This is a genomic window from Arthrobacter sp. (assembly GCF_031179385.1).
GTDB lineage: Bacteria > Actinomycetota > Actinomycetes > Actinomycetales > Micrococcaceae > Arthrobacter_D.
The window spans coordinates 1-12,477 of record NZ_JAPSHV010000085.1 but is presented as its reverse complement, the minus strand read 5'-3'; the positions used below and the strand labels follow the sequence as shown (position 1 = coordinate 12,477).

The 12,477-nt window shown below is 62.0% G+C and carries 14 protein-coding genes; 2 read left to right on the top strand and 12 right to left on the bottom strand.

Translation table 11 applies throughout. The features are described 5' to 3' along the window. The 12 genes from RIF85_RS11620 to RIF85_RS11565 form a co-directional block, all read right to left on the bottom strand. Positions 1 to 268, bottom strand: a 268-nt coding sequence (locus RIF85_RS11620) for a F0F1 ATP synthase subunit epsilon (RefSeq protein ID WP_309072066.1), incomplete at its 3' end; no start/stop codon positions are given. Positions 269 to 274: 6 nt separating this feature from the next. Continuing rightward, positions 275 to 1,738 carry a F0F1 ATP synthase subunit beta gene (atpD, locus tag RIF85_RS11615; RefSeq protein ID WP_309072065.1) on the bottom strand — a complete coding sequence of 488 codons (1,464 nt, stop codon included), beginning with the start codon at positions 1,736 to 1,738 and terminating at the stop codon, positions 275 to 277. A gap of 81 nt (positions 1,739 to 1,819) precedes the next feature. Then, positions 1,820 to 2,713: a F0F1 ATP synthase subunit gamma gene (locus tag RIF85_RS11610; protein ID WP_309072064.1), complete on the bottom strand. Its 894-nt coding sequence runs from the start codon at positions 2,711 to 2,713 to the stop codon at positions 1,820 to 1,822. 84 nt (positions 2,714 to 2,797) lie between these two features. After that, positions 2,798 to 4,432, bottom strand: a complete 1,635-nt coding sequence (gene atpA, locus RIF85_RS11605; RefSeq protein ID WP_309072063.1) for a F0F1 ATP synthase subunit alpha — start codon at positions 4,430 to 4,432, stop codon at positions 2,798 to 2,800. 106 nt (positions 4,433 to 4,538) lie between these two features. Then, positions 4,539 to 5,354, bottom strand: coding sequence for a F0F1 ATP synthase subunit delta (locus RIF85_RS11600; protein ID WP_309072062.1), 816 nt, complete (start codon positions 5,352 to 5,354; stop codon positions 4,539 to 4,541). After that, positions 5,354 to 5,905 carry a F0F1 ATP synthase subunit B gene (locus tag RIF85_RS11595; protein ID WP_309072061.1) on the bottom strand — a complete coding sequence of 184 codons (552 nt, stop codon included), beginning with the start codon at positions 5,903 to 5,905 and terminating at the stop codon, positions 5,354 to 5,356. Before RIF85_RS11595 ends, RIF85_RS11600 begins: the two co-directional genes overlap by 1 nt. Before the next feature lie 50 nt (positions 5,906 to 5,955). Beyond that, positions 5,956 to 6,159: an ATP synthase F0 subunit C gene (atpE, locus tag RIF85_RS11590; protein ID WP_009356484.1), complete on the bottom strand. Its 204-nt coding sequence runs from the start codon at positions 6,157 to 6,159 to the stop codon at positions 5,956 to 5,958. A gap of 77 nt (positions 6,160 to 6,236) precedes the next feature. Then, positions 6,237 to 7,061, bottom strand: coding sequence for a F0F1 ATP synthase subunit A (gene atpB, locus RIF85_RS11585; RefSeq protein WP_309072060.1), 825 nt, complete (start codon positions 7,059 to 7,061; stop codon positions 6,237 to 6,239). 75 nt (positions 7,062 to 7,136) lie between these two features. Further along, the gene (locus RIF85_RS11580) at positions 7,137 to 7,478 is read right to left on the bottom strand and encodes a hypothetical protein (protein WP_375164403.1); all 342 of its coding nucleotides are present in this window, start codon (positions 7,476 to 7,478) and stop codon (positions 7,137 to 7,139) included. Continuing rightward, entirely contained in the window at positions 7,465 to 7,959 is a 495-nt protein-coding gene (locus tag RIF85_RS11575; protein WP_309072058.1) for a hypothetical protein, read from the bottom strand. The genes RIF85_RS11580 and RIF85_RS11575 overlap by 14 nt, the downstream gene beginning before the upstream one ends. Positions 7,960 to 8,059: 100 nt before the next feature. Beyond that, a complete protein-coding gene (locus RIF85_RS11570; protein WP_309072057.1) occupies positions 8,060 to 9,070 on the bottom strand; it encodes a UDP-phosphate glycosyltransferase in 1,011 nt (336 codons plus the stop codon). A 2-nt stretch (positions 9,071 to 9,072) separates the two neighbouring features. Continuing rightward, positions 9,073 to 10,935: a nucleoside-diphosphate sugar epimerase/dehydratase gene (locus RIF85_RS11565; RefSeq protein WP_309072056.1), complete on the bottom strand. Its 1,863-nt coding sequence runs from the start codon at positions 10,933 to 10,935 to the stop codon at positions 9,073 to 9,075. Positions 10,936 to 11,113: 178 nt separating this feature from the next. On the opposite strand from RIF85_RS11565, the gene RIF85_RS11560 reads away from it, so the two are divergent. Continuing rightward, the gene (locus RIF85_RS11560; RefSeq protein ID WP_309072055.1) at positions 11,114 to 12,013 is read left to right on the top strand and encodes a glycosyltransferase; all 900 of its coding nucleotides are present in this window, start codon (positions 11,114 to 11,116) and stop codon (positions 12,011 to 12,013) included. A 7-nt stretch (positions 12,014 to 12,020) separates the two neighbouring features. Beyond that, positions 12,021 to 12,477: glycosyltransferase (locus tag RIF85_RS11555; protein ID WP_309072054.1), on the top strand; the 457-nt coding region annotated here is incomplete at its 3' end.

Below are 12,477 nucleotides of genomic sequence, written 5' to 3'. Positions count from 1 at the left end.
TCACTGAACCGCCGATCCTGGCGTTGTCGGCAACAATCACCACACGGTTGCTGTCCACGGAGAAGAAGCCCCCATCCACGCCTACGGTCAGGCGTTCGCCTGACACCGGCTGGATGGCGAGTTCGCCTTCGGCGAGGATAGCCAGTACCGGAGAGTGGCCGGGAAGGATCCCGATCTCACCGTCAGCTGTACGGGCCTTGACCATGGTCGCAGCGCCGGACCACACGAAGTGATCCGCCGCGACGATTTCAACTTCAAGTTCAGCCATGGGGGCTTACTTTCCGCTCTGCTCTTGGATCCGTGCCCACTGGCGCTCGACGTCGTCCAGGCCGCCGATGTTGAAGAATGCCTGCTCCGCGATGTGGTCGAGGTCACCGTTGCAAATCGCATTGAAACCCTCGATGGTGTCCTTGATACTCACGGTGGAGCCCTCAACACCCGTGAACTGCTTCGCGGTGTAGGTGTTCTGGGACAGGAACTGCTGGATACGGCGAGCACGGGAGACGACGATCTTGTCTTCTTCAGACAGTTCGTCCACGCCCAGGATCGCAATGATGTCCTGGAGTTCCTTGTTCTTCTGCAGGATCTGCTTGACGCGGACTGCAGTGTTGTAGTGATCGTGACCGATGTACTGCGGATCGAGGATTCGCGAAGTCGAGGTCAGCGGATCGATAGCGGGGTACAGGCCGCGCGACGCGATTTCGCGCGAGAGCTCCGTGGTTGCATCCAGGTGCGCGAAGGTGGTGGCCGGAGCAGGGTCGGTGTAATCGTCTGCAGGGACATAGATGGCCTGCATCGAGGTGATCGAGTGACCCTTGGTGGACGTGATGCGCTCCTGCAGGAGGCCCATCTCGTCTGCCAGGTTGGGCTGGTAGCCAACGGCGGAAGGCATGCGGCCCAGCAGGGTCGAAACCTCGGAACCGGCCTGGGTGAAGCGGAAGATGTTGTCAATGAAGAGCAGCACGTCCTGCTTCTGAACATCGCGGAAGTACTCCGCCATGGTCAGTGCCGACAGTGCTACGCGCAGACGCGTGCCCGGCGGCTCATCCATCTGGCCGAACACAAGGGCCGTGTCCTTCAGGACGCCTGCCTCTTCCATTTCAACCCAGAGGTCGTTACCTTCACGGGTGCGCTCACCGACACCGGCGAATACCGAGGTACCACCGAAGTTACGTGCAACACGCGTGATCATTTCCTGAATGAGGACGGTCTTGCCGACGCCCGCGCCACCGAACAGTCCGATCTTTCCACCCTTGATGTACGGGGTTAGAAGGTCGATGCTCTTGATGCCCGTCTCGAGCATCTCGGTGGAGCCTTCGAGGGACGCGAAGGACGGAGCCTTACGGTGAATCGGCCAGCGCTCGGTGATCTGGAGCTGGGACTCTTCGACGTCGAGGGGCTTGCCCAGGACGTTGAAGATGTGACCCTTGACCCCGTCACCGACGGGAACCGAGATGGCTGCCCCGGTGTCCTGCACGACGGTGCCGCGAACAAGGCCGTCAGTTGCCTGCAGGGAGATCGCGCGAACCAGGTTGTCGCCGAGGTGCTGCGAGGTCTCGAAGGTGATCGTGTGTGTCTGGCCGTTGAGGGTCACCTCGGTGGTCAGCGCGTTGTAGATGGCGGGAATGGCGTCAGCCGGGAACTCGACGTCGACAACCGGGCCGATGACACGGGCAATGCGGCCGGTCGCGCCGGGGGCAACTGAGTCCGTACTGTTCTCAACAGTCTGGGCAGTCATCTCTCTCACTTCATTCGGTAGATGGCGTGGTGCTAATAGTAGTGCGGGGTGGGACCCGGAGGGATCCGCGGAGGCTGGGGGTCAGGACGCGCTCAGTGCGTCCGCGCCCGCCACGATCTCCGAGAGCTCCTGCGTGATCTCCGCCTGGCGGGCGGTGTTGCGAAGGCGCGTGTACTTTTTGATCAGTTCAGTGGCGTTGTCGCCCGCCGACTTCATAGCGCGCTGACGGGCCGCCAGCTCGCTCGCAGCCGCCTGGAGCAGCGCTGCGAAGATCCGGGACTCGATGTATCGCGGAAGCAAAGCATCCAGCACCCGCTCGGGTTCCGGCTCGTACTCGTACAGCGGAAGGATTTCCGATTCGCTGGTGGCTTCCTCTTCCACGACCTCCAGTGGCAACAGTCGGATGACTGTCGGTTCCTGGGTGACCATCGAACGGAAGCGGGTGTAGACGACATGGATCTCATCGACGCCACCGTCTTCGAAATCCGTCCCGAACTGTTCTAGGAGCACCTGACCCACCTCGCGTGCAGTCTCGAACTCCGGTGCATCCGTGCCTCCGGTCCACACCTGCTCGTACGGCCGGCTGCGGAAGTCGAAATACGCCTGGGCCTTGCGTCCAATCAGGTAGGTCTTGACTTCCTTGCCCTCCTCGCGCAACAGCTCGATGAGGGATTCTGCCTGCTTCAGCACGGTGGCGGAATAGGAGCCCGCCAGGCCTCTGTCCGAGGTAAGAATGAGCACTGCCGCACGCCGAATCTGCTCCGGCTCGGTGGTCAGCGGGTGATCGATCTCGGACTGCGACGCCACAGCGGAAACTGCGCGGGTGATTGCGTTGGCATAGGGCAGTGACGAGGATACGCGTGCGCGCGCCTTGCCAATGCGAGAGGTGGCGATCAGTTCCATCGCCTTGAAGATCTTCCGCATCGACGTCGTCGACACGATCTTCTGGCGGTAGACCCGGATCTGGGCTCCCATACTTGTCCTTTCCTTCGTAGTCCCGTGAAGGCACTACGGCTCAGGCGCCGGGCGTCCGCGCGCTATGCGCGGACGCCCGTGCCGTTAGCGCTTCTGCTTGACGATCTTTTCCTGGTCCACAGCGCCCTCGTCGAGCGGGCTGTATTCCTCGTGCCCCGCAACAAGACCGTCATGGCCCTCATTGAAGAAGCCCTGCTTGAAGTCCGTGATGTGGGTCTTCAGCTCCTGGACAGTGGAGTCCTCGAGCAGGTTGGTCTGCCCGATTGTCGTCAGCACAGAGGACTTGTGGCGCAGGTGCTCCAGGAAACGGGACTCGAACTTGCGGATGTCCTCAACCGGAACATCGTCAAGGTAACCGTTGGTGCCGGCCCAGATTGAAACAACCTGCTCCTCCACCGGGAACGGTGCGTACTGGCCCTGCTTCAGGAGCTCCATCAGGCGGGCACCACGCGTCAGCTGCTGACGAGAAGCGGCATCCAGGTCCGAGGCGAACATCGCAAAGGCCTGCATGTCACGGTACTGGGCGAGATCGAGCTTCAAAGTACCCGAAACCTTCTTCATCGCCTTCACCTGAGCGGCACCGCCTACGCGGGACACTGACACACCCACGTCTACGGCAGGACGCTGATTGGCGTTGAACAGATCCGACTGGAGGAAGATCTGACCGTCCGTAATGGAGATGACGTTGGTCGGGATGTAGGCCGATACGTCATTCGCCTTGGTCTCGATGAGCGGAAGACCGGTCATCGAACCTGCGCCGAGCTCGTCAGAGAGCTTGGCACAACGCTCCAGCAGACGGGAGTGCAGGTAGAAGACGTCGCCCGGGTAGGCTTCGCGTCCCGGCGGACGACGCAGCAGGAGAGACACAGCGCGGTAGGCTTCCGCCTGCTTCGACAGGTCATCAAAGATGATCAGAACGTGCTTGCCGCCGTACATCCAGTGCTGGCCGATGGCCGAGCCTGCGTAGGGTGCAAGGTACTTGAAGCCTGCGGGGTCAGACGCCGGAGAAGCCACGATGGTGGTGTACTCCAGGGCACCCTTGTCTTCGAGGGTCTGGCGAACAGCAGCGATCGTCGAGGCCTTCTGACCGATGGCGACGTAGATGCAGCGAACCTGCTTCTGGACGTCTCCGGACTCCCAGTTGGCCTTCTGGTTGATGATCGTGTCCACGGCGATCGCGGTCTTGCCGGTCTGGCGGTCACCGATGATGAGCTGGCGCTGACCGCGACCGATCGGAATCATTGCGTCGATAGCCTTGAGCCCGGTCTGCATCGGCTCGTGTACCGACTTACGCTGGGTGACACCAGGCGCCTGAAGCTCGAGCGCGCGACGCGCCTCCGCCTTGATTTCACCGAGATCGTCGATGGGCTGTCCCAGCGGGTCGACTACGCGGCCGAGGAATGCGTCACCGACGGGCACGGAGAGAATCTCTCCGGTGCGGTGTACTTCCTGGCCTTCTTCGATGCCGGTGTAGTCACCGAGGACGACGACGCCGATCTCACGGGTGTCGAGGTTCTGGGCGAGGCCCAGAGTGCCGTCTTCGAAGCGCAGCAGCTCGTTCGCCATGACGGAGGGAAGGCCCTCTACCCTGGCGATGCCGTCGCTTGCGGTTGTTACGCGGCCGACTTCGACCCGCTCCGCGTTTCCGGGTTCGTAGGACGCCGCGAACTCGTTCAACGCATTACGGACGTCGTCGGCGTTGATGGTCAATTCGGCCATCTGCAGTCCCTGCTCTCCTGTGTTGTGATCACCGCGGGTGGCGGCGACCGGTGTTGTATTCGTCTGTGTCGAAGCCCGCGAGCTTCAGCGTTGCCGTAGCCCGAGGCTAAACAGCCATTTTCCGGCGGAGTTCGGACAGGCGGGTTACCGCCGTGGCGTCCACCACTTCGTCGCCCACCTTGACGCGAACGCCACCCACGAGGAGCGGATCCACGGTCACATTGATTTTGAGGTCCCGCCCGTACAGTGAGTTCAACCCGGCCTGAAGACGTGCGTACTGCTCATCAGACAGCGGACGGGTGACGCTGACGTGAGCAATCCACCGCTCCTGGCGCAGGGCCACGAGCTCAATGAAGCGTTCCACCAATGCAGAAGGACGCAGCCCGCGGGGCGAAAGAACCGCCTGGCGAATCAGCAGCCGCGCTTCATCTCCGGCCGCGGGAACGAGCTTCAGGGCAAGTGCCACCTTGGAAGATCCGGCAGCCTGGGGCTCCGACAGCGCGCGCTGGAGATCGTGGTTCGACTCAACGACACTCAGGAAGGAGAAAAGATCGTTCTCCAGACCCTCGAGGCCCAGAATTCCCTGTCCCCTGTTTTCCGCCACCGCGATGGCGACGGTCGCAGCAAGTGCTTCCAACGCATCCCCGAGGTCACGGGGCTTGGCCCAGCGGCGGGCTACAAGATCCCGGAGGATTTCCCCAGCCTCGGGGGAAACCCGACCCGCGAACAACCGTGTTGCAAGGGAAACCTTGTCCTCGCCTTCACGGTTGGGATCCGTCAGGGCACGGCGGAGTCCCGCATTGCTGTCGAGAGTATCGAGCACTCCGAAGAGCTCCTCCGCCAGGACCAGCGACGCTGACCGAAGGCGGGGTTCGAGCTCCAGCTGTGCCGCCGTGAGGGACTGGCTTGATACGCCTGCCATTATTTGGCTGCACCTGCGCTCTGGGTAGCGGACTGCGCCTCCAGGTCAGCGAGGAAACGATCGACGACGCGAGCTGAACGTGCGTCGTCGGCCAGGGACTCGCCAACGATTCGGCTGGCCAACTCGGTGGCGAGGGTTCCGACCTCTGCACGCAGCGAAACTACTGCTGCCTGGCGGTCCGCCTCGATCTGAGCCTCAGCCTGCGCGGAGATGCGGGTCGCTTCCACGACAGCCTTCTCCTTGAGCTCAGCCAGGATCTGGGCGCCTTCTGCACGTGCTTCCTCGCGAATGCGATTAGCCTCAGTGCGAGCGTCCAGGAGTTGCTGCTTGTACTCCTCGCGCGCTGCGTTGGCCTCGGCCTGTGCGGCCTCCGCCTTCGCGATGCCGCCTTCAATGGCCTCAGTCCGCTCTGCAAACGTCTTTTCAAACGCCGGCATGACGAACTTGATAACGATGTACATCAGTACAGCGAAGCCCGCGACCGTGACCAGCAACTCCCACAGGTTGGGTGCGAGGGGGCTTTCGGCTGCAAGTATGACTGCGTTATCCATGTTTCACCCGTCTTTCTACAACTAGTCCGTTTGGTTGACCAGCGACTCTTCTAGAGTACGAAGGCGAAGACCAGACCGAGAATGGCGAGGGCTTCGGTCAGTGCGAGACCAAGGAATGCGATTGGCTGCAGCACGCGCTGTGCTTCGGGCTGACGAGCAACACCGTTGATGTACGCGGCGAACACGAGGCCCACACCGATACCACCGCCGATTGCGGAGAGACCGTAACCTACGAGGTTCAGATTGCCTTCCATTTTTTTCCTTTCAAGATGCCGCGCTATGCGGCAGGTTGGTTGGGATCATCCCCAGCGGGGAAGACTTTTGTTACGTGTTAGTGGGCGTCCGCGTGGAGCGCGCCCTCAATGTAGATCGCGGCAAGCAGGGTGAACACATAGGCCTGCAGGACCATGATCAAAGCTTCGAGCATGTACATGGCGATCGCTCCGCCCAGAACCAGGAGCCCGGTCCCCTGCAGCAGTACGTTGCCGGAGAGCGCCATGAATTCGATCGCGCTGCCCGCCAGCATGACGATGAGGTGGCCGGCCAGCATGGTTGCGAACAAACGGAGGGAGTGTGTGACCGGTCGAACCAGGAAGTTGGAGATGATTTCGATCGGCACCACGAGCGGCATGATGTACCACGGGACGCCCGACGGGACGACCGCAAGTTTGAAGTAGCGCAGGCCGTGCTTCTTTACGCCGACCGCGATCCAGAGGATATAGAAGATCGCGGCGATCGCGTAGGCGCTGCCCGGGTGGGAGAAACTCGGGATCTGCAGCAGGGGAACCGCGCCGAAAATGTTGTTCACCAGGATGAAGAAGAAGGCGGTGAACAGCCACGGGACGTACTTCAGGAAGTCGCGACCGCCGATGATGTCCTTGCCGATGGAGTTGCGGACGAAGCCGTAGGCGGCTTCACCAACAAACTGCAGCTTTCCGGGCACCAGCTGGCCGCGACGGGATGCAACGTAGAAGAAGGCACCGATGAGGACGACCGACAGGATGACGAGCAGCATCTGCTTGCCGAATCCCGGGGCGAACCATACGCCGTACTCGGTGTTCCACGGAAGGATGTTCGGCGGATGCGCTTCTTCGATCGTGGGTGGGACGAAGCCCTCTTCAGTGGTGGTTTGAGCGGGGAGCGCAAGCGCGATCAACGCGTTTCCTCTCTGCAGTGTCCATCGTTGGGCGTGGTTAGATCGGGCACAGCATTACTGCTCCGACGCATGAAGTTATTTGACGTCACTCTGGGGACCTTCCTCCGAACCCTGCTTGCGTTCTGGCACTGAACCAGGACCGGAAGATGTGGATCGGGTGAGGTTGTGCTTGTAGGAGAGGTAGAAACCACCCACAGCACCCAAGAGGCCCCCGGCGAGCGCGAACCAACGCGTTCCCAGGAGATTGTCCAGACCCAACCCTATCAAACTCCAGACGAGGATCCCGCCAATGATGTAGCTGAAAACGGCCAGGCCGTCGTTGTATCCGCCCTCGCCGAATCGCCCGCGTGCGTCGGGGTTCCCGAAGTCATTTCCCTGGTTCCCACCAGTGCTGGAATTGTCCTTAGGCACGCCCATCGACCGCCTGCGCTCGGGAGGGCTGGCCATCAACTTCGTTGTAAAGCTGGTGACGCGAACGGCTGAAGACCACGACCTCAACGACCTGCCACAGGACAACAGCACCGACAGCGGATCCAAAGAACCAGGCCCGTTCAAGCCACGCCGGCGTGCCGATGACGAAAAGGACGCCGGCAAAACCGACCACCTTGATGGCGTAGGTGACGATGAAGATGCCGAGGGCTCCGCTGGGATTCGACCTGCCCACGAAGTGGCCGATGAGCAGGCTTACTCCGAAGAAAAGCGCGACGACTGCATAACCAAAGGCAGCGCTTGCTGCAGCATTCATGCCCTGCAGCAGTACGGCCACGAGGACCGCGACCAGGAGCGTGGAACCTGTCACAACCAGGCAGCGCAGCAGTATTCGCAGCCACAAGGAATCCGTGGGCCCTGAGGCGGGGACGCCGGACACACGGGCGCGCGAGGCGTCTGGTGTACTCATCGGGTTCCGTCCATCAAGGGGTGGCAAAGCCGGCGAGACTGGCCGGACTGTTCCATGAAATTCTACAACAGATAGAAATCACCCTCCCGCGGTAGTTGCCTCACCTAACTACAACCTGAGCGGTCCTCCGCCCGCCGAGAATTCTCGGGGAATAGATGTAAAGCGCTACAACCGACGCCGCAAACAGTGAACAGGCGATTGCCAGCGGCGGCGGAGCGGTGGCCAACACAAAGCCCGCAACACCGACCAGCGCTGAGCTGACGGTGACCACGAGCGCTGCCTGCACGTGGCTGAGTCCCACGTCCGTGAGCCGCTGGTAGACGTGCTCACGATGCGATGCGTACCAGCGTTCACCCGCCCGGACGCGCCGAAGGAAAGTGATGAAGGTGTCAGCCAGATAGATCAGCACGGGCGAGAAGAGATACTCGAGGTAGACCCCTGCCAGCAATCCCGCCACGGCCATTCCCGCGATGGAAGCCCCCAGGAGGTAGCTGCCGACATCGCCCAGAAAGACGAAACCCCGCCCGAGATTCCAGGGAAGAAATCCGGCAAAAGCCGCGGCGACCACCAGGCCCGCGACGGTGAGCCAGAACTGACCCACCATGGCGCCGGCAACGGAGTAGAAGACTCCGACCAGAACGCCGTGGAACCCGGAGATCCCGTTGATGCCGTCCATGAAGTTGGCAGCATTCACGTAGGCCGCAACGGCAAGGGCACCGACCGGAATCCACCAGAACGACTGTTCAGTGGTCCAGGCGAGAGCGGCTGTGCCGATAGCGCCGATCGCCAGCTGGACCAGGGCACGCGAGCGGATGGACAGCCCCCTGTAATCCTCAATCCACCCGAGCAGCGCCGCAGCCGACACGATGGCGAGGATGATAAGAACTATGGATCGGTCGACAGGAACCAGACCGGTCAGTATTGACAATGACAACCCGACGAAAATACCGATCGCAACGGTAATCCCCACCCCGCGGATCACCACGGAGGTATGGGAAGAACGCTCGTTGGGTACGTCGAGCACTCCGAGCTTCTGGAGGATGGGCTTCAGCACGAACGGCAGGAGAAGACTGAGCAGCAGGGCCGCACCCACGACTACCCACAGCAGCATGGTCAGGCCCCTTTTTCAGCCGGAGGGTCGATACGCTCCGAATATACTTCGATGCCGCCCTTGGCTTTCCAGTCCCGCAGGTCCAGCATTGCCGGATCGAGCGCTGCCACCCGTGTGTGCGAAATCTTCGGATGGAGTGGCCGGGAGTCGTCCTCGTCGATGCCTACCAGGTCCTCATGCAGCTTTTCACCCTTGCGTAATCCGGTGAAAACGATGTCGATATCCTTCCCGGACATCGCGATCATGCGTCGCGCCACGTCCAGGATCTTGACCGGTTCGCCCATGTCCAGGATGAGCACCTCCCCTCCCCTGCCGATGGCCCCAGCCTGAATGACCAGCTGACACGCTTCGGGGATGGTCATGAAGAACCGGGTGACTTCCGGGTCGGTGACGGTGATGGGACCGCCCACCCGGATCTGCTCGGTGAAGAGCGGCAGCATGGACCCGCGGCTTCCAATGACGTTTCCGAACCTGACGGATACGTACTGCTTGCCGGACGCGCCGGCAGTCCAGGCGGTGAGTTTCTCTGCCACGCGCTTGGAATGTCCGAGAACGCTGGTGGGGTTGGCTGCCTTGTCAGTCGAGATGTTCACGAAGTTGCTGACTCCGGCCGCTTCGGCTGCGCGAAGGACATTGAGTGTTCCGAGCACATTGGTCTTCCACGCTTCCTCGGGATACTGCTCGAGAAGGGAGACGTGCTTGAGCGCAGCTGCATGAAAGACGACTTCCGGCTTGCGGTCCAGGAAGATTGCGCGGAGTGTGTCCGCTTCCCGAATGTCAGCGAGAACGGTGTCCCGTCCCGTCAGCAGTCCCCTGCCGGTCAGTGAGATCTGCGTCGTCTGGAGTCCTGTCTCGTCCCGGTCGAGCATGATCAGCTCCGCCGGACTGAACTCGGCGATCTGACGGCACAGCTCGGAACCGATCGAACCGCCGGCACCGGTCACCAGCACGCGTCGGCCCGCTATGTACCCGGCGACTTCATCAGGGTGGATGTCCACTGGTCGCCTGCCGATGAGGTCCTCGACTGCCACCTCCCTGAAGTCGGCCAGGTCCTTGCCGCCCCCTCCGGCAAGCATCTCGCTCAACGGAGGCAGAACCAGCACCCGCATGTTCAGCCCGTCCACAAGGTCCGAAACCCGCCGTACCTGGGAGGCTTCGACGTCGGAGAACGCAATGACCAGGGCGGTTGCGCGTGTGCGTTTGGCGATGTCGGGCAGGTCCTCGAGCCGCCCCAGCACGGGTACCGTCGCCAGCCGCAAGTGCTTCTTTGCAGGGTCATCGTCGATCAGGCCGACCGGAAAGTATGGGGATTCGCGGTCCTGCATCATGCGGGTGACCAGCGACTTGCCGAGGAACCCCGCGCCATAGATCAAGGTGCGCTGCGCGTCATCACCCGGCTTGGCCTTGCTCTCGACGTACATCCGCTTGAGGTAGCGCGTCGACGCCATGAAGATGCAGGCGAACGGGAAGGCGATGACCGCCACACTGCGCGGTATCTGGATGACACTGATGAAAGCAACGCTGACGAGCAGCAGAATGACCGACACGATCACCGTGACGATGACCAGCAGCCGCGCCTCGTGGAAGCTGCCGAACGCGTAGCGCCCCCGGTACAGCGCAAAGCTGATGCCGATGATGAGCTGTGAGAGGACAGCCACGGCACAGATGGCGACGGCTCCGGGAACGTTGATCTGGGTGACCAGGAGTTCGAGGCGGAGAATCAGCGCAAGGAAGACCGCCACGATCCAGGCGAGCGAGTCGAACGCGTACTGCGACCACAGCCACAGAGCCGGCTTGTCGGTCCTGCCGGCGGAGTCGTCGCGATTCGCGCGGTGCGCCGAATGCTGGTTGTCCGTCTGTGTCATGGTTCCTTTGAGTGGGCAGGCAGCTTGCGTTCCGCCACCACCGTCCGGCGCGAAATCGCCAGCCGGGCCGTGTAATAGACTTTCCGTACCCGAGAATACTAGCCCGACTGATGCGCGCCCTCCGGAACCACCGCACGGTGAGTGACCGCGTCCGACGAGGCTGGCCGAAAGGACTGTTTTGCAGGAAACCGTGGCTGTAGCGGCAGTGACTTTCGACAGGCCGGATGACGTACAGACACTCCTGGAGGCTCTCGCGAGGCAGGATCACCCGATCGAATCGGTGGCCCTCGTCGACTCGGGCACCTCGGACGTAGCTGCCCTGGCAGAGCGCTCGAACGCTCCGGTGAACTACATCCGGTCCCGCACGAACCTCGGTGGGGCGGGAGGATTCTCCCTCGCAATCCTCTCGGCCATGGCCAGCGGAGCTGAGTGGATCTGGATCATGGACGACGACGCCCACCCTGAGGACACTGCTGTCCTCAGTAGCCTGATGGAGGCTGCGCGCTCCCGCAATCTCGACGTCGTTGTCCCGCTGATTGTTGCGCCTACTGATTCGACCAGGCTCTCCTTCCCCTTCCGGATTCAGGGTCGTACGACTCACGACCGGGAACAGGTTGGGAAACTTGGCTTCATTCCGGATATTGCGCAATTTTTCAATGGCGCCCTTATTCGCACCAGTGTCTTCTTCCGAGTGGGATTGCCGGACCTGCGGCTCTTCATCCGGGGCGATGAAACCGACTTCATGCTTCGGCTTCGCCGTGCGGGTATCCCTTTCGGCACCGTCACAACCGTTGCCCTGAGCCATCCTCCGGGATGGGCCGAAGTCCAGCACGTGATCGGTGACCGACTTCATGTGCTGGTGCCGGAGACGCCGTTCAAGCGCTTCTACTTCTTCCGCAACCGCGGTCATTTGACCCGCCGGTACCTGCGCGGACGCTCATTCATCGCGGACGTGGTGGGGTACCCGCTCTACTACCTGCGTCGCGGCGATGTTCGCGGACTTGCGGGCTGGGCACGCGCCTACTCAGCGGGAGTACGGGGACGCAGCTTCGGGCCGCCGTCGGACTTTGGGTTCTGAGTTGGAGGTGACGTACCCGCCGGTTACCGTGGTTGTCGCCACGTTCAACCGTGCAGATTACCTGGCGCGCCTGCTCGATTCACTCGGGAAACTGGATCCGGCGCCTGCCGCCGTCGTGGTGGTCGACAATGCAAGCACGGACTCCACGACCGAGGTGCTCGAAGCGGCCCGCGTGGCGTTGCCGGTGCCGCTGACTGTGCACCGGCTGCCGGTCAACGCCGGCGGTTCCGGTGGATTTTCCGCCGGGGTGGAGCGTGCACTGGCCGATGGAGCCGAATGGGTCTGGCTGATGGACGACGACGTCGAGGTCCTCCCGGACGCGCTCGCGGCGTTCGCTCCCTGGCAGCACAAGTACAGGTGCCTGCACGGCAGGCGCCTCGACCATAACGATGAACCGTTCTTCTGGCAGCACAGGTTCAACGCGTTCCTCGGCGTCCATTTTCCGGTACCCGGTGACGTCTTCG